At 32.9% G+C, this 17,783-nt stretch carries 14 protein-coding genes; 9 read left to right on the top strand and 5 right to left on the bottom strand.

The genetic code is table 11. From position 1 onward, the window contains the following. Position 1 precedes the first annotated feature (1 nt). The 4 genes from G5V56_RS16640 to G5V56_RS16625 all read right to left on the bottom strand — a co-directional run bounded on the left by G5V56_RS16640 (position 2) and on the right by G5V56_RS16625 (position 9,961). A complete protein-coding gene (locus tag G5V56_RS16640) occupies positions 2–2,386 on the bottom strand; it encodes a LamG-like jellyroll fold domain-containing protein (protein ID WP_240911394.1) in 2,385 nt (794 codons plus the stop codon). A gap of 22 nt (positions 2,387–2,408) precedes the next feature. Then, positions 2,409–3,917, bottom strand: a complete 1,509-nt coding sequence (locus G5V56_RS16635; protein WP_166967199.1) for a RagB/SusD family nutrient uptake outer membrane protein — start codon at positions 3,915–3,917, stop codon at positions 2,409–2,411. 22 nt (positions 3,918–3,939) lie between these two features. Next, the gene (locus tag G5V56_RS16630; protein WP_166967197.1) at positions 3,940–6,942 is read right to left on the bottom strand and encodes a SusC/RagA family TonB-linked outer membrane protein; all 3,003 of its coding nucleotides are present in this window, start codon (positions 6,940–6,942) and stop codon (positions 3,940–3,942) included. Positions 6,943–7,165: 223 nt separating this feature from the next. Further along, on the bottom strand, positions 7,166–9,961 hold the full coding sequence (locus G5V56_RS16625) for a helix-turn-helix and ligand-binding sensor domain-containing protein (RefSeq protein WP_166967195.1): 2,796 nt from the start codon (positions 9,959–9,961) through the stop codon (positions 7,166–7,168). Positions 9,962–10,233: 272 nt separating this feature from the next. Between G5V56_RS16625 and G5V56_RS16620 the strand changes: the two genes are divergently transcribed. The 9 genes from G5V56_RS16620 (at position 10,234) to G5V56_RS16580 (ending at position 16,713) form a co-directional block, all read left to right on the top strand. Further along, entirely contained in the window at positions 10,234–10,572 is a 339-nt protein-coding gene (locus G5V56_RS16620; RefSeq protein WP_166967193.1) for a hypothetical protein, read from the top strand. An 89-nt stretch (positions 10,573–10,661) separates the two neighbouring features. Continuing rightward, positions 10,662–10,997: an arsenosugar biosynthesis-associated peroxidase-like protein gene (locus G5V56_RS16615; protein WP_166967191.1), complete on the top strand. Its 336-nt coding sequence runs from the start codon at positions 10,662–10,664 to the stop codon at positions 10,995–10,997. 51 nt (positions 10,998–11,048) lie between these two features. Further along, a complete protein-coding gene (gene arsS / locus G5V56_RS16610; RefSeq protein WP_166967189.1) occupies positions 11,049–12,104 on the top strand; it encodes an arsenosugar biosynthesis radical SAM (seleno)protein ArsS in 1,056 nt (351 codons plus the stop codon). Between the two features lie 2 nt (positions 12,105–12,106). Continuing rightward, positions 12,107–12,598 (top strand): rhodanese-like domain-containing protein, encoded by a 492-nt coding sequence (locus tag G5V56_RS16605; protein ID WP_166967187.1) that lies wholly within the window; start codon positions 12,107–12,109, stop codon positions 12,596–12,598. A 2-nt stretch (positions 12,599–12,600) separates the two neighbouring features. Beyond that, positions 12,601–13,275: a TIGR04282 family arsenosugar biosynthesis glycosyltransferase gene (locus tag G5V56_RS16600; RefSeq protein ID WP_166967185.1), complete on the top strand. Its 675-nt coding sequence runs from the start codon at positions 12,601–12,603 to the stop codon at positions 13,273–13,275. Further along, the gene (locus tag G5V56_RS16595; RefSeq protein WP_166967183.1) at positions 13,272–14,084 is read left to right on the top strand and encodes a purine-nucleoside phosphorylase; all 813 of its coding nucleotides are present in this window, start codon (positions 13,272–13,274) and stop codon (positions 14,082–14,084) included. The genes G5V56_RS16600 and G5V56_RS16595 overlap by 4 nt, the downstream gene beginning before the upstream one ends. A 129-nt stretch (positions 14,085–14,213) precedes the next feature. After that, positions 14,214–15,182: an arsenosugar biosynthesis arsenite methyltransferase ArsM gene (arsM, locus tag G5V56_RS16590; protein ID WP_166967181.1), complete on the top strand. Its 969-nt coding sequence runs from the start codon at positions 14,214–14,216 to the stop codon at positions 15,180–15,182. 48 nt (positions 15,183–15,230) lie between these two features. After that, positions 15,231–16,028 carry a DUF547 domain-containing protein gene (locus G5V56_RS16585; protein ID WP_166967179.1) on the top strand — a complete coding sequence of 266 codons (798 nt, stop codon included), beginning with the start codon at positions 15,231–15,233 and terminating at the stop codon, positions 16,026–16,028. Beyond that, complete coding sequence (locus G5V56_RS16580; protein WP_166967177.1) at positions 16,021–16,713, top strand: TIGR04283 family arsenosugar biosynthesis glycosyltransferase; 693 nt, start codon at positions 16,021–16,023, stop codon at positions 16,711–16,713. Before G5V56_RS16585 ends, G5V56_RS16580 begins: the two co-directional genes overlap by 8 nt. Here the strand turns inward: G5V56_RS16580 and G5V56_RS16575 are convergent. Then, on the bottom strand, positions 16,710–17,717 hold the full coding sequence (locus G5V56_RS16575; protein WP_166967175.1) for a glycoside hydrolase family 113: 1,008 nt from the start codon (positions 17,715–17,717) through the stop codon (positions 16,710–16,712). The genes G5V56_RS16580 and G5V56_RS16575 overlap by 4 nt on opposite strands. Positions 17,718–17,783: the final 66 nt, after the last annotated feature.

Genomic DNA, 17,783 nt, shown 5'->3' with positions numbered 1-17,783 from the left:
TTTACTTGTTCATAATTTGCAGAATTTCGTCTGTTGTTAAAGCTCTGTCAAACACGTGCAAATCATCTATAAAGCTCGAATCTGATAAATGACCCCATGCTATAAATCTAGGTGCACCAGAACCAATTGATAAAATATCACAACCTGCCCAGCTTACCTGTTTATCTGTCATATCTCCCGTATTGGCAACCGCAACGCCATTAAAATAAATTTTAGTTTCGGTGTCTGAAACTGTAAATGCGATATGCACCCAATCTCCCGCTGTAGGATCTAATACATCTCCATCATTCCAAACATCACCAGCATCTGTTCCAACATGCAATTTTATACGTTGTTCAGTAGCACTTCCTTCTCTGAATAGTCTAAATCCTGAACTTAAATCATTATCAGCTCCATTCATTGGAGGGCCAACGGTTAAAATTCCTGCTCTATCTGGATCTGCATTTACCTTATACCAAAAAGCTGCACTAAATTGATTTCCTAATAAATTATCTGTTGGAACAGTTAAATAGGAATCTGAAGCACCAGCATAGGCATCAGTTCCTACTGCGCTTTCTCCAGCAAAATCGGGAGTTCCTACAACTGTAGCAGTGGTATTTGTTACTTTATCAACATTGGTTCCGTCAAAAGGCATATACAAAGTTGCTCCAAAATATGGTGGCGTGTATGATCCGCCTACAATTTGAATAACTTCTTCTGGTGATAATGCTTTATTATAAAATCGTAATTCATCTATAACACTGCTGTCTGATAAATGATTCCAATAAGAGAATGTAGGGACACCTGAAGCAATTGTAAACGTATCACATCCTGTCCAATCAATTGGAGCAGTTAAATCTGCTGAATTTACTTCAATACCATCAAAATAAATTTTAGTTTGCGTATCTGAAACGGTAACAGCAACTTGAACCCATTCACCAGCGGTAGCATCAATAACACCTCCATCATTCCAACTTTCTCCGCCACCTGTTCCAATATTCAATTTAACCCGTTGTTCGGTTCCGCTTCCTTCTCTAAACAGCCTAAATCCTTGATTTCTATTTTCAGGTGTATCATTACCTACAACCAAAATACCTGCTCTATCAGGGTTTCCACTTACTTTATACCAAAACGTCGTACTAAATTGGTCCGTTAATAAGCCTTCAGCTGGATAGGTTAAATAAGCATCTGTTGCACCTAAGTAGGCACCATCACCCTTATAAGATTGATCGGTAATCTCTGGTGATCCAACAACGCTTGCGGCTCTACCTGCAATTAAATCTATATAACCACGATCAAAAGGCATGTAGAAAGATTCTCCAGCGTATTGAGGAGTATATGGATTAAAAGAATTTAGCATGATTTGAATATCACTTTGTGACAAAGCTTTATTGAATAACCTTAACTCGTCGATGCCACTATAGTCTGATTTATGATTCCAATAACTAAAGGTAGGAGCTCCTGATCCGATTGATATGTTATCACATCCAGTCCAATCAATTGGAGCTGCCAAATCTGCTGAATTAACTTCTACGCCATTAAAATAAATTTTAGTTTGAGTATCAGAAACAGTTACCACAATATTAACCCATTGTCCCGCCTCTACATCAATAATTCCACCATCATTCCAGCTTTCTGCAGCACCAGTTCCAACATTCAATTTAATGCGTTGCTCTGTAGCACTACCTTCTCTAAATAATCTAAAGCCTTGGTTTCTATTTTCGGGAGTGTCATTTCCAATAACCAAAATACCTGCTCTATCTGGATTTGCATCCACTTTATACCAAAAAGCAGCACTAAACTCATTGCTCAATAAGCCATCGGCTGGGAATTCTATATAAGAATCTGCTGCACCTTTATAGGCATTTGCACTAGCAAAACCAGTTCCAAGAAAACCTGGAGTTCCTACTTGATCTGCTATTTTAAATCCTATTAAATCTCTGTAGTCTCCATCAAATGGCATATATAATGATTCTCCATCAAATAGTGGTGTATAAGGTGCTTGTTTACTGAAATTTGCTTCAGCCATAGTAGATTTTCCATTAACATCTGTAGACGTTACTACTACGGTGTGATCTCCAATAACTAAACCGTCGAAAGTATATGTTTCAGAAATATGTCTTGGATTACTAAAATCGCTAAAATCAGCTATCTCTGTGCCATCCAAAGCAATTGTAACTTTACTCACTAAATTATCATCATCAACTTTAAATTCTATGTCTAATGAAGAGGGTTCATCAAAAACTTTAATAACTGCTCCTTCTGTTGGTGAAATAATCTGAACTACAGATGGATCAATTTCATACTCTGAAAAAGCTGGTGTGTCTAGATTTTGACAACTCGTTATGATTAATGTAATTATAACTACATATATCATTTTTATATTTAACTGAATTCGTTTTTTCATAACTACATGTTTTAAATTATAATTAATAATTTGGATTTTGTATCAACACACCCTGTGATTGATCTATAGCTGCTTGTGGTATTGGATACCACTCATGTTTTGGTAGAAAACCTAAACTTCCTAAAACAGCAGGTCCATCGCCCCAACGAACTACATCATAAAAACGCTCGCCTTCCATAGCCAATTCTATCCTTCGTTCATGTTTTATAACATCTAATGTAACACTAGTTATATCTGGAAGTACATTTGCCCCACCTCGTGCTCTAGCTCTTACTTCATTTAAATAGTCTGCAGCAAGTGCTGAATTTCCTGTTTTAAATGCTGCTTCGGCGGCCATTAAAAGCACATCGGCATATCTAATAATCTTTATGTTTTCCCAGTTATTCTGTCTTTGACTTAATTTAGTTCTAGTTGCCGCTTCTGTATAAGCCTTTTTGTTCCAATATAATTGATCTAACGGAGGCGTTCCAGGTAAAATTCCACTACCATAACCGCCATCATCTTCTCCTGACACTAAAATAGTCTCATTTTTTCTAGGGTCTCCTGTTTCATATGCATCCACTAAAGTTTGTGTAGGCACATTAAAGCCCCAACCTAAGTCCCACGCACCGGTTCCTCTCACTCCTTGAGATACATAATAATTATTACTGAATGTTTGCCCTGATTCTGTGACCAGTTGCTGTACTTCGAAGATAGATTCAGTAGAATTGTTGCCTTCAAGACTGAATAACGTTTTATATGAAGGCACTAGTGTATAAACTCCTGAATTGATAACTTCTTCACTTTTAGTCAAAGAAGCTGTGTATTTTTCTTGCGAATTGGACTCTGAAGCTTGGTATAAATAAAGTTTTGCCAATAAGGCATCTGCAAATCCTTTGGTAGCCCTGCCATCAAAATTAGATACCCATGTTACAGGTAAATTTTCGCTTGCGAATATTAAATCTGCCTCTATAAAAGCATCAACATCTACAACCGAAGATTTTGGCTTAATGCCATCGGTGACTTCTATTACTTTTTGATCAATTATAGGAACTTCGCCATAATCTCTTCTTAAATCAAAATAAAGAAAGCCTCTTATCATTCTAGCTTCTGCCATATTTACTATAGTTCCTGAATCGGTTAATCCAGACACGTCGATGGCGTCTATTAAATCGTTACAAGCATTAATAACTTTGTAATGTTCATTCCAATTATCGTTATTAAGGAAACTATCATTGGAATAACCAAACTCATCAAAATCTGCTCCAGCTTGAGCTTGATCGCCTGCCGAACTACCTTTTTGGGCATCATCTGAACGAATACTTTGAAACCAATAGCGTGTCCAGTTTGAAACACCTGAATTTCTTAGTTGCCCATATAATCCAAATGCATCTGCTTCAAAACCACCGGTTGTTAAATCTCCTACTGTGGCAACGCCTAGTGGTTTAGTGTCTAATAAATCATTATTACATGAAGTAATAGAGAATAATACAATGAATGTACCTAGTACATACTTTATATTAAATAATATTTCTTTTATTATGTTATTCATAATTATGAGTTTTTAAATTTTATTAAAATGACACGCTAAAACCTAAGCTAGTAACCATTGGTAAAGGATATCCTCCATTATCAATACTAAACTCAATTGGAGATCCACCTGCTTCTGGAGTAAACCCAGAATTATGTTTCCAAGTATATAAGTTTTGTGCGTTGATGTACAATCTCATGTTAGTAAAATCAATACCTTTTATACTCTTTGGTTTAAAATTATAAGCCAATTGGATATTTCTGATTCTTACATAACTTCCATCCTCTACATTGTAAGTGGAATTAAGCTTGTTATAACCAGAAGCTTCAGTTAATCTGGGTTCCCAGTTTGATGTCCCTGCACCAATCCATCTATTTTCTCTAACTGCTCTGTAATTAAATTGAGCAAACGTACTTCCGTTACCCCAATTTCTCCAGACTTCATTTCCGTAAACACCTTGTATGTCTATATCTAAAGAAAAGTTTTTATATGAAAGATTTGTACTTATACCATAAGTAAAATCAGGAGTTGGGTTTCCTATTACCGTTCTGTCATCAGGAGTTATTTCGCCGTCACCATTAACATCTTTATATTTAAAATCTCCCGGAACATAAGCGCCTAATGTACTTGGTGGAGACGCTTGAATATCTAAATTTGATTGATAAAGCCCATCAACTACATACCCGTAAAACGAACCAATTGGATCGCCTGCGCGTGTACGAGTTGGTCCTGAAAAAACTTCAAAACCAGGTTCAAATACTGAGTTTACTGTATTTTTAATAGTTGATAAATTTCCACTTATTGAATATTGAAAATCAGACCCTATGTTATCATTCCAAGACGATGTAAATTCAAAACCTTTGTTTTCGATTTCACCAGCATTTGTATAAAACTGATCACTTCCACTTGAAACAAATACCAATAAATCTTTTGTTAATTTATTATAATAGGTAGCTTCAAATTTTAATCTGTTATCAAAAGTAGCCATCTCAAAACCTGCTTCATAAGAAGTAATGGTTTCCCATTTTAAATTATCTGTATTTCTATATGCCAAAACATACGCAGGAATAACACTTTGAGGGTTTCCTAATACCGCAGAAGCGCCTAATTGATAATTAGGTAAATATGGATAGTGTACCGCGTTATATTGGTTTCCTAATTCTCCATAAGACCCCTTGATTTTTAAGTAATTTATTGAACTATTATCCATGAATTGTTCCTTACTTAGTTCCCAAGCTGCACCTAATGACCAAAAATTTTGACCTCTGGTTGCTTTTGGTAATTCAGAAGAAGCATCTCTTCTAAATGAACCGTTTAAGATGTATTTATTCTTGTAGTTATATAAAACACGGAATAAACCAGAAGTCGTAGCTCTATCCCATTGTTCTGAATTTGAGACTCTTGTATCTTGGTCTCCAAACGGGAACACATTTAAATACCAAAATCTTGGATCGTTTGGAATTGGATCTCCTCCTGCTAATTGTCTTACAGAGCCATTAATATTTTCTAGATATTCTTGAAACGTCGTGTAACCCACTAACGCAGTAATACCATGATCTCCAAATTTTTTAGTATAGGTTAACAAGTAATCTTGTTGAAAATCTTGTTTGGTTTCGTTGTATTGTGATACACTTGTTAAAATTTGTCCTGAATAATTAGCGATTTCATCACTTTCTGCAACATACACAGGTGTAAGAGGAGAATACCCTCTTCCTTTTCTAACATTATAGTTTCCAGAGTATGCAGCTCTAAAAGTGAAATCATTTAAAAATTTCAACTCCGCAAAAATGTTACCGACAAATCGGTATGAATCATTAATATTTTTAGGCAATCTTTCGTTTACAACGAGCAGCGGATTTCCTATTTGGGCTCCACCAATTGCAGTAGGTAATTGGTTATAAATACCATCTGAATTAAAAGGACTTACGATGGGTGTGGCATTTAAAGCAGACGAATAATTACCAAGATTTGGTAATTTAGATTTTACGCCGTTAATACCTATTCCTACTTTTAAATTTTTTGAAATATTAACTTCATCATTGATATTAAAAGTTACTTTTTGTAATTTTTCATTTTGGATAATCCCTTCTTCTTCTATATATCCTAAACCAATGCTTATTCTATTTGATTCATTACCGCTTTGAATACTTAAATTGGTGTTTTGGACTGTTGCACCATTATTTGTGATTTGGTCAATCCAATTTGTATTCCCATTAAAAAGGTTATAGAAACCATAAGGAGCTGCGCCGTCATTAACCAATCGTTCATTATATAAGGTTTTAAACAAATCTGCATCTGCCAAGTCAGGTTTCCCAGTAATATTTTTAAATCCGGTTGAAGCCGAAAAAACAATATTTAGTTTTCCTTCCTTTGCTTTCTTAGTGGTAACTAGTATAACACCATTAGCTCCCCTTACACCAAATATGGCCAAAGATGACGGATCTTTTAACAACTCAATAGACTCAATGTCATTTGGGTTTATATAGCTAATATCCTCACTAAAAATTCCATCAACTACATATAAAGGTTTGGTTTGATTCCTACTTACTGTACCCCTAATACGAATATCTGGCTCTTGTCCAGGCTGTCCAGAATTAACTACCGATAAACCAGCTACTCTACCCTGTAAAGAAGCGATTGGATTTGCATTGGGTTTGTCTGCAACTATATCGCCGTCAACCCTAACAATTGAACCAGTAAGATCTCTCTTTTTTGCTGTTCCATATCCCACAACAACAACTTCACTCAAAGACTCAATATCGGTATCAAGCACGACATTAATTATAGTCTGGTCACCTACCGTAATTGTTTTTGTTTTTAGTCCGATGGAACTAAATTCAAGGATTTCCCCCTGACTAACTTGTATAGAGTAATTACCGTCAAAATCGGTACTTACTCCTCTAATTGTTCCTTTTACTAGAATATTAACACCTGGTATAGGCATATTATCTTCCGATCCAGTAACTGTTCCCGAAACTGTTATATTTTGGGCGAAGCCACTAACAGAAATGAGAAAGAATAAGAATAAAATAATTTTTGTTTTCATATATATGTTAGTATTAATTTAGTTGAGTACAAGGTAAAAGGAATTTAAGTTTATAAGTAAAAAGCATTTACACTTTAAATACGTCATTAACTAGTTTATGAGTAAAAACTACAAATGACGTATGATAAATCCCAATAAAAGTGAGTAAAATTCAATAAGAAAACGTTATATGACGTAGTAATGACGTAAAAAAAATTAAGAATAGCGTATTTTTAAATGTGCTTTATTCAAGATTCATCAGATAATCGACTACAGAAATATCACTTTCTAGATTTAGTTTCTTTTTCAATCTATATCTATGTGTTTCTAAGCCTCTTACAGATACATTCATTAAAGGCGCAATTTCTTTATTAGATAAGTTCATTTTGATGTAGGCGCAAACTCTTAAATCTTTTGAAGTTAGAATAGGATGTTTTCCTTTAAGAATCTTGAAAAAATCTTCATGTACCTGATTAAAATTGTATTCAAAAACCTTCCATTCATCTTTATGAGCAATAGAGCTATCAACTTTTTTTAGAATCTTTTTAAAAGAATATTGATTATCAAAACTGCTTTTATTTATTGATAATTCTTTTTTAATATCTTGTAACGTTTCATTTTTTTTAACCAAAGCCATGGCTGTATTAGCCAATTGCTTACTTTTTAATTTAACTTCATTCTGTAGCGCTTCATTTTTTAATTGAACAATTCGTTTTTCATTATCTAATGTCTTTTGCCTTAAAATCTCTTGTTGTTCCTTAGCATATTTTATTTTTAATAACCGTTGTTCTCTTTTAGTTTTTCTTTGGTTAAATATGTATACCAGAACTAAAATAAGAATCGCTAAACTTGAATATAAAACGAATCCTAAAGTATCTTTATACCATGGCGGTAATACTTTGAGTTTTATTTTGGTTGATGGCGAGGGTACTTCGAAATTATTATTGGTTCTAAACAAAACAGAATACATTCCATCCTTTAAATTTGCTAATTCTAATTTGTTTTTATCTAACTGAGTCCACTTCGTTGAATCTTGCTCTGCTATGGCATATTCAAAAAAATGATTGCTTGATTTTGGAGAAGCAACACTGATAGCCACTCTATTATTTAAATCAATAACTACTGCAACATTTTTATTAATGTCTATTAATTTATCATCGACCTGAATTGATTCTATGATAGGACTTAATAACTTAGATTTTGGTTTAAACCTAGCATCAATAATCATAAAACCATCATTTAAATTTAAGGCATAAGTTGAATCAGAAATCTTAGAGATTCTTTCATTTCCAACTATGAGTCTATTTGCAAAAAAGTTTCTTAATAATGAAAAATTCTTGTTTTCATTGGTGAATGATTTAAACGTAATAATATCTTGACTGTTTTTAAATGCCAAAATATCCATGTTGTCTTCAGAAATAATATAGGAGTCTTTCCCTAAATTATCATTTAAAAATTTATGAGGTATAATACTATCAGTAAACGGATCATATTTTAGCCATTCGTTATTTGTCTTTAAACAGATGTCGTTTTTAATTTTATAAACCCGTACATTATAATCTGATTTAATGCCCTTTTTAACATAATCGGATATGTTAACAATTGAATCACAAGTATCATTAAATTTAATTTTATACAATCCTTTGTACGCATGAGCTGCCCAAGCCGTGTTTTTATCTTGAAACACTAACGATCTAATTGGCATGGTAGTTCCTTCTAAATACTTAGCATCCCAACTATTATTTTCTTTTGTAAATCTTACTAAGCCGGCATAAGTACTTTGAATATACGTATCAGATAAATCAGGAACTTTTTTAATATCCCAACCACCAGTTACAGGAGATATTAAGTTAAGCTTATAGTCTTTTACCAAAAATGTTCCTTCGTTATGTCCACAAAAAAGATCACCATCAATCTCTTTTAAATACCAAACTTGCCCTTGAGAACCTTTAATAAATTGTAATTTATTGTCTTTGTCTAAATAGAATAATCCCGTGTTACTACCTAAATATATTACATTGTTAAATTTTATAACATCATAAACAGCTCCCAGCCTTCCAGATACATCTTTATAAAAATAATTATGTCCATTTAAATCAACAAATGCAATTCCGTTATCTAACCCTAACCAAAGTTTGTTCTCCTTATCTAAACACTGACTTAAAATGGTATTATTTATTAATCCATTTTCTTTATTTATATGAAAAATAACCTTCCCATTACTATCTGTAACATAAACACCGTCTTTAATGGTTCCAAAAACCATATTGCCATTATTTAATACAGAAAAACAATTGAGTAAATGTTGTTTTATTAGTGTATTAATTTCAAATTGTAACGGTGTAATTGTTTTGTTCTTTTCAACAACATAGCAGCCTTTTAATGACGTAGCTAATAGTAATTTTCCTTTATAATTAGTAATTGATAAAACCTTAGTGTTTTCAAGTACTTTATCCATTATTTTTAATACTAAGGTATTGTTTTGAAGCTCAAAAATACCGTGGTTCAGTGTAGCCACATATAGCCTGCCATCAACTACACTGCATGATAATACGGTAGATTGAGGTTCAATCTTTGTAATATTTCCTTTAAATTTATAGAGATAAATATTTTGAAATGACCTAAAAACTATGCCGTCTTTATAGGGTAGAATTTGCCAAATTTCTTCATTAGGTGAAATATTTTCTTTTACCAAGTTTATTAAAGATGTGTAAACCAATACGCCTTTCGAGTTTTCTTTCCAATAACCAAATTCTTCATAAGACCCTGTGTATATTAAACCCTTATAGGCCAAAACAGATCTAATAGTTGTTTTGTTTGGCAGTTGGATAAAATTCCATTTTAAACCGTCATACTCTAATAATCCATTATTATTTGCGACATAAAGCTTACCATTGTCTGCCCTAGAAACACCCCAGTTTTGATTGCCAGCATTATATTCTGATAGTGAAAAATTTTGAAAAAAAGGCGTGTATTGCGCTTCTACCTTTAACGATAAAAACACTAGAAAGAATAAAGCAAATTTTATATTAAATCTCATTATCTTAAGAAATATGACACTATTTACAACTAAAATAAATAATTAAAAAAACTTACTACCAAAACTAGTTAATTTAACAGTAATTAAATTTATTAAAACTAGTAGATATATTAATCCTGAAAAAATTGATATCACGCTAATTTTTACGTATCTTGAAGAGCCAACTCAATTATCACGTAATGTCAGGTTTTTATAAATATTTAATTATAAGTAATCTAAATTTAATTATACAATTCCACCAAAATGATTTAACATTTGAAGGAATAAAAAAATTGAAACAAACTATCATTAATGATAGTAAATATAATCCTGAATATAATGTTATTATAGATTTAAGACTTGCTGATGTAAAAATGACTCCAAATGAGCTTCAACGTTATGGCAATTGGGTACAAGACATTCTTAATGATACAAAAAAAAACATGGCACTGTTAACCTCAAATCCTAATCAAGTTACTAGCGCTACTCTCTATAGACTCAACGACAATTTTACAAATTTAAATTACGAGGTTTTTAGCACTATGGAAGCCGCTTTAAGGCATATAGATATTGATATTTCAAATATGCAATTTATAGAAACTGAAATTGATAAACTCAAAGAGGAAGTTTAGCAATTTTAACTTCAATATGTTTTGTAAGTTTTATTTACCTGCACGACTTATGGAATTAGATTCATATCTTTATTGAAAAATACAATCTAATGCAAAAAACATACTACGATCCAGCCGACTTAAAAAAATTTGGAAAAATATCTGATTGGAATGAAGAATTAGGTAAAAAATTCTTTGATTATTACGGAAAAGTGTTTGAAGAAGGTGCTTTGTCTGAACGCGAAAAATCTTTGATAGCATTAGCTGTTGCGCATACTATTCAATGTCCTTATTGTATTGATGCTTACACTGGTGATGGCCTACAACGTGGCATTACCAAAGAGGAAATGATGGAAGCTCTTCATGTGGCTGCGGCTATTCGTGGAGGTGCATCACTAGTTCATGGTGTACAAATGATGAATAAAGTTAACAAACTTGAAATGTAAGTTTTAAAAATTTAAACGTCTTATTATACATATCTCAAAGCATTTTTAGTATTGGCAACAACATCTTTACACAAACGCGAAAGCGAATTAGCAAATAGTAAACGGCAGCTTGAAATTTTATCAAACGGTATTTTTCAAAGTGGCGATTTACCTAAATTCTCAGAAAAAATTGCTGAAACTAATCAGTTTCCATTAAAAGCAAAAACCTTAGAAGTTCTTCAAATAAACGTTGGCTACATGTGCAATCAAGTATGTCAACATTGTCATGTGGATGCAGGCCCGGACAGAAAAGAAATCATGACTAAAGAAACAATGCTTCAATGTTTAGAAGTCATAAAAAAAACGGGCGCACATACGCTAGATTTAACAGGAGGTGCTCCAGAAATGAATCCTAATTTTCGTTGGTTTGTAGATGAAGCGTCCAAAGTAGGCATCAAAGATTTTATTGTTCGCTCTAATCTAACCATTATTAAGGCCAACAAAAGGTTTGCAGATCTACCAGAGTTTTTTAAATCTCATAATGTTCACGTGGTTTCTTCCATGCCACATTGGACACGCGGTAAAACAGATAAGCAACGAGGTTCTGGTGTTTTTAATCAATCTATTGAAGCCTTAAAAGAACTCAATGCCATTGGCTACGGAATGCCAGACAGTAATCTCCGTTTAGATTTGGTTTACAATCCATCTGGGGCATTTTTACCTAGCAGTCAGACATCTTTAGAAAGAGATTTCAAAAAAGCGTTATTAGAAGATTTTAATATTCAATTCCATAATTTATTCGCTATAACAAATCTACCTATCAGTCGCTTTTTAGACTATTTAATTGCCTCTGATAATTATGAGGACTATATGTACTCATTAGTAGAAGCCTACAATCCCGCTGCCGTTAAAAACGTAATGTGTACCAACACCTTATCGGTAAGTTGGGATGGTTATTTATATGATTGCGATTTTAATCAAATGCTGGAACTACCTGTAAATAGTGCGGTTAAACACATATCAGACTATAACGAAGACTTACTTTTTAATCGAGACATCGTTATTTCTCAACATTGTTACGGTTGTACTGCTGGTGCAGGAAGTAGCTGCCAAGGAAGTGTCGCTTAATTATGAAAAAGTTGTTGGTTATACTTTGTTGTTTTGTTGCAGTTTCCAGTTTTGCTCAAGAATCGCTTCCAGAATTACTTAAAAAGTATAATACTAAAAACATACCTTATACATCAGTTCAAGAATTAGCTATGCCTAAAACCAAAGCTATTATTTTAGACGCAAGAGAAAAAGAAGAATACCAGACAAGCCATTTAAAAAATGCTGTTTATGTTGGTTATACTAATTTTTCTGTTGATTCTGTTATTAAAAAACTTCCTAATAAAAACAAAACTATTGTTGTGTATTGCTCTATTGGCATCAGGTCTGAAACTATTGGTTTTAAACTAAAAAAAGCTGGATACGCTCATGTTTTTAATCTCTATGGCGGTATATTTGAATGGAAAAACAACCATTTTCCAGTTTTTGATTCTACAAATACAGAAACTGATAAAGTTCATGTGTTTTCAAAAGAATGGAGTAAATGGTTAAAAAGTGGAATTAAAGTATATTAAAAATGGGATTATTAAGCACAAAAGATTCTGATTCTGATAATGATTTAGCAACTAATTTTTATTTTCCAACCTCAAAAAATGCGCTTATTATTTTTACCAGAAACCCAGAACTAGGTAAATGCAAAACTCGATTAGCAAAAACTATCGGAAATGAAGCAGCTTTAGAAATTTATAAGTTTTTACTTGAACATACTGCTGAAATTTCTAAAACAGTAAAAGCAGACCGCTATGTGTTTTATTCAGAAAACATAAAAAAAGAAGATGTGTGGAATTCTGAAGTGTTTAGAAAAAAACTACAATATGGTTATGATTTAGGAGCTCGCATGGAAAATGCGTTTTCAGAATTATTTCAATTGGGCTATGAAAAAATCATCATTATTGGAAGTGATTTATTAGATCTCACAACCGAACATATTCATGATGCATTTCAACTATTAAATACTAATGATTTTGTTGTTGGTCCGGCAAAAGATGGTGGGTATTACCTGTTAGGAATGAAAAGTGTCCATTCAGAAATCTTTAAAAATAAAGATTGGGGCTCTTCTACTGTATTAGAAAACACCTTAAATGATATTCAAAATAGTTCCTTTAGGTTACTTGAAGAGTTAAACGATATAGATAGCTTTGAAGACATTAAACCTTATAAAGAATTCAATAAATTTTACCAAACAAAATGATTAAGTATATAACTGAAACTACCAATTACCTTATTTCAAAAGGTTTTGATAAACCAGAAATCGGCATCATATTAGGAACAGGTTTAGGACAACTTGTTGATGAAATTGACATCCTGCACGAAGTGAGCTATAACCATATTCCGAATTTCCCAACAGCAACCGTCGAATTTCATAAAGGCAAACTTATCTACGGAAATTTAGAAGGCAAAAAAGTAATTATCATGCAAGGCCGCTTTCATATCTATGAAGGGTACTCGCTACAAGATGTCACCTATCCGGTTCGTATTATGGAAAAGTTAGGTATCCATACGCTTTTAGTATCAAATGCAGCTGGTGCCATTAATCTGAATTTTAAAAAGGGAGAACTCATGCTCATTGAAGATCATATTAATTTGCAAGGAAGTTCGCCACTAGCTTTTAACGGTGTAGAGCACTTAGGAGAACGTTTTACAGATATGAGTGCACCCTACAATGATGCTATAAATTCAACATTTAAGCAAATAGCTAAAGACCATAAAATTACGTTACACGAGGGTGTTTATGCAAGTGTGGTTGGACCTCAGCTAGAAACACGTGCAGAATACAGAATGTTAAAAACTATAGGAGCCGATGCCGTTGGCATGAGTACGGTTCCTGAAATTATCGTCGCTAATCACCTAAAATTAAAAGCAGCAGCCGTGTCAGTTTTAACAGATGAATGCGACCCAAACAACTTAAAACCCGTTGTTATTTCTGAATTACTAGCTATGGCAGGGAAAGCAGAGCCGCATATGATTACGCTTTTTAAAGAATTAATTAAAACATTATAGCCTCATTCAAAATCTTTCGAATGTCTCCCAAGACAATCAAAAATAAAGGAGTTTCATGATTGATTCTTCAAAATAAAACAAAACCTAAAATCTATTATCTAACAGCGAAGCAATCTAATATCTAAAAAAATGAGCTATTTAGAAACCACCCATAACGTATATAAAGATGCAGCTTTAACACCAGATGTTGGACTATGCTGTACCACAAACCCTATTTGGGAATTGCCAGGTTTAAAAATTCCTAAAATCATGCAGGAAATGAATTATGGCTGTGGCAGCACGGTTCATGCAAGAGATTTAACCAACAATCCTAAAATGCTCTACGTTGGTGTTGGAGGTGGTATGGAATTATTACAGTTTGCGTATTTTAATCGTCAAAAAAATGGTGTTGTTGGTATCGATGTGGTTGATGAAATGTTAGAAGCGTCGCGTAAAAATTTTAAGGAAGCAGAAGCCCTAAATCCATGGTTTAAATCTGATTTTGTCGAGTTAAAAAAAGGCGATGCGATGCGTCTTCCTGTTGAAGATAACAGCATTGATGTTGCCGCACAAAACTGTTTGTTTAACATTTTTAAAGCTGATGATTTAAAACAAGCCATTGCAGAAATGTATCGCGTATTAAAACCTCACGGAAAATTAGTTATGAGCGACCCAACCTGCGAACAACCCATGAATGATGCGCTAAGAAACGATGAGCGACTTCGGGCTTTATGCCTTAGTGGAAGCTTATCAATTGCTGAGTACGTAAAAGCTTTAACCGATGCTGGTTTTGGCACTATTGAAATTAGAGCAAGAAAACCTTACAGAATTCTTGATCCGAAACACTACCCAACTGACGACTTAATTTATATAGAATCTATTGAAGTAGCGGCTATAAAAGACCCTATGCCAAATGATGGCCCTTGTATATTTACAGGAAAAGCAGCTATTTATTATGGAGAAGACGATTATTTTGACGACAAAGCCGGACATGTATTAATTAAAAATCAACCATTAGCCGTTTGTGATAAAACAGCAGGAGCATTAACCTCACTAAAAAGAGAAGATATTTTTATTAGTAAATCCACCTATCATTACGATGGTGGCGGTTGTTGTTAATATGCTTTAGAGATGAATTATTAATTCGATTTACCTAAATAAAGAATCATGAAAATATTGACTATTGTTTGTTTTATATTTCTTTTAAGTAGCGCATCATATAGTCAAAATACAGATACTATTAAAACTTTTCAAACTCATAATGATTCGATCGTTACTACCAATGGTTTCAACCAAATACTTAAAAAAAGGTTTTTAGAACCTCATGAATTGTGGGATGAATTATTGCAAAAACATGTTTCTAGCAATGGACATGTTAATTATAAATCGTTTAAATCAGAACACAAAAAATTGCTGGATTACATTTATGTTTTAAGTTTGATGCATAAAAATAAAGCGTTTGAATCCCTTCCAAAAGAAGAAAAGCTAGCCTATTGGATTAATGCCTATAATGCGTTAACCATTGATTTAATTTTACGTAATTATCCCGTAAAAAGCATTAAAGATATCAAAAATCCGTGGCAACAACGTCTCTGGAAATCCGTTGATATCAAATACAATCTAGATGAGATTGAGCACAATATCCTAAGAAAAATGGACAAACCCAGAATTCATTTCGCTATTGTTTGCGCCTCCGTTTCTTGTCCGAAATTATTGAACAAAGCATATACTGCTAAAAATTTAGAAGATCAACTAACGCAAGCTACAAAAGATTTTTTAAATGACACTACTAAAAACTCTATCTCAACAAGCAACTTAGAATTATCAAAAATATTTAAATGGTTTGGTTCTGATTTTACAAAACATGGTTCACTCATTGACTTTTTAAATGTTTACTCAGACATTCAAATTTCAAATGATGCTAAAATCAAATTCAAAGACTACAATTGGGATTTAAATGACTAAAATATCCATCATCATTCCCATATTTAATGAAGCCGAAACAATAGAAAAACTGCTCAATCATCTTATTGCATCTAGTTCTGCTCAAAATATTCATGACATTATTGTGGTTGATGGTGGCAGCACCGACACCTCGAAAGACATCGTTTCTAATTTTAAAAATGTTATTTTAATTCCTTCGGAAAAAGGACGTGCCAAGCAAATGAATGTTGGTTCAAAACACGCCAAAGGCGAGATACTCTATTTTTTACATGCTGATTCGTTTCCTCCAAAAAATTTTGACAATCTAATTATAGATTCCGTAGAGAAAGGCAATTATGCGGGCTGTTTTAAAATGAAATTTAAGAGTGATCATTGGTGGCTAAAACTTGCTGGATGGTTTACAAAATTCTCTTGGAACATTTGCCGAGGAGGCGACCAAAGTTTATTTATAAAAAAATCTTTGTTTCAAGATATTGGCGGATTTGACGAACGTTACATTATTTACGAAGACAATATAATTATAAAAAAATTATACGCTTTAAATCAATTTAAAGTGATTCAAAAGTCCATCATAACATCAGCAAGAAAATATGAAACTCATGGTGTTTGGAAATTACAGTGTCATTTTTTTATGATTCACTTAAAACATTGGTTTGGTGCTAATGCAAATGAATTGCACTCATACTATAAAAAGCATATTACTTAATGTTTTGAATAAAAATCCTGAATAATTTTTTCTGTAGGTTTGTTTTGTGGTGTAAAACGTGGGTCATTAGGCCCACCTGCACGTTCGTGTTCATGATACCATTTCCAAACAAAACCACCTGACACCCAGTCTTCATACCAAAACGTTTCAAAAAAAGCTTGAGTAGCATTAGCTTGAGCTTCGAGGTTTACCTCATCAATTCCACGATCAGAACGCCATGGTTCTTTTCCTGTAAAGTTCATACTTCTATAACCAAATTCTGTAAACAAAATAGGTTTATTATATATGTCATGATACTTTTTTATTTCATTTTTCCAAGGTTTTAATCCTAATTTACAATCTGCGACTGTTGGTGTTTTTAAATTACTTACAGGGAAATACCCATCAATTCCTATATAATCTAAATCATTCCAAAAAGGCGTTTTTGTATATTCATTCCAATTCGCTGCATAGGTTAACTTTCCTTTGTAAATTTTCCGAATTTCAGTAATTAAATGTTTCCAATAATCAGGTCGTCCTTCAATAAAACCCTCCAATTCTGTTCCAATACAAAAAATATCAACGTTAGTTTCTCGAGCTAGTTCAGCATAATCTAAAATAAACTGGCTATATGATGCTTCTAAAATCTTCCAATCATCTTCCGTTTTCATTTGAATACCTCCTGTAAACTCGCCTCGCCAAACCCAAATTTGAGGTTTTAACATAATATGAATTCTTTCATCTTTTAAAACCTTAATATATTGTTTCACCCCTACTTTTGTTTCTCCAAACCATTGCCTTTTTGAATTATATTGAATGTCTGGATGTGATACATCTCGTATAAACCCAAAAGGCATAATAGATGCGTAATTAGCATGAATTTTTAGCAATGGTTTTACATGCTTTTCTGAGATAAAATCCCTTGAAGCCACATAACTTACACCGTTTATTTTTGTTTGATCAGAAGGCATCATTGCGCAACGGCTCAACAATACGACTAAACAAAATACATAAATTAACTTCATAAGTTTAAATTAATATCTAAATTTAAACAAACTGATGGAATGTTATTAAGGTTTTAACAAATCTTA

The sequence above is a fragment of the Yeosuana marina genome, from assembly GCF_011762485.1.
Taxonomy (GTDB): Bacteria; Bacteroidota; Bacteroidia; order Flavobacteriales; family Flavobacteriaceae; genus Yeosuana; species Yeosuana marina.
The sequence above is the reverse complement of the archived record's forward strand: the minus strand, read 5'-3'. Positions and strand labels throughout refer to the sequence as shown.

Coding starts and splice junctions, on each gene's coding strand:
- G5V56_RS16640 (WP_240911394.1), bottom strand. CDS start 2,386: ATGAAAAAACGAATTCAGTTAAATATAAAAATGATATATGTAGTTATA.
- G5V56_RS16635 (WP_166967199.1), bottom strand. CDS start 3,917: ATGAATAACATAATAAAAGAAATATTATTTAATATAAAGTATGTACTA.
- G5V56_RS16630 (WP_166967197.1), bottom strand. CDS start 6,942: ATGAAAACAAAAATTATTTTATTCTTATTCTTTCTCATTTCTGTTAGT.
- G5V56_RS16625 (WP_166967195.1), bottom strand. CDS start 9,961: ATGAGATTTAATATAAAATTTGCTTTATTCTTTCTAGTGTTTTTATCG.
- G5V56_RS16615 (WP_166967191.1), top strand. CDS start 10,662: ATGCAAAAAACATACTACGATCCAGCCGACTTAAAAAAATTTGGAAAA.
- G5V56_RS16605 (WP_166967187.1), top strand. CDS start 12,107: ATGAAAAAGTTGTTGGTTATACTTTGTTGTTTTGTTGCAGTTTCCAGT.
- G5V56_RS16600 (WP_166967185.1), top strand. CDS start 12,601: ATGGGATTATTAAGCACAAAAGATTCTGATTCTGATAATGATTTAGCA.
- G5V56_RS16595 (WP_166967183.1), top strand. CDS start 13,272: ATGATTAAGTATATAACTGAAACTACCAATTACCTTATTTCAAAAGGT.
- arsM (WP_166967181.1), top strand. CDS start 14,214: ATGAGCTATTTAGAAACCACCCATAACGTATATAAAGATGCAGCTTTA.
- G5V56_RS16585 (WP_166967179.1), top strand. CDS start 15,231: ATGAAAATATTGACTATTGTTTGTTTTATATTTCTTTTAAGTAGCGCA.
- G5V56_RS16580 (WP_166967177.1), top strand. CDS start 16,021: ATGACTAAAATATCCATCATCATTCCCATATTTAATGAAGCCGAAACA.
- G5V56_RS16575 (WP_166967175.1), bottom strand. CDS start 17,717: ATGAAGTTAATTTATGTATTTTGTTTAGTCGTATTGTTGAGCCGTTGC.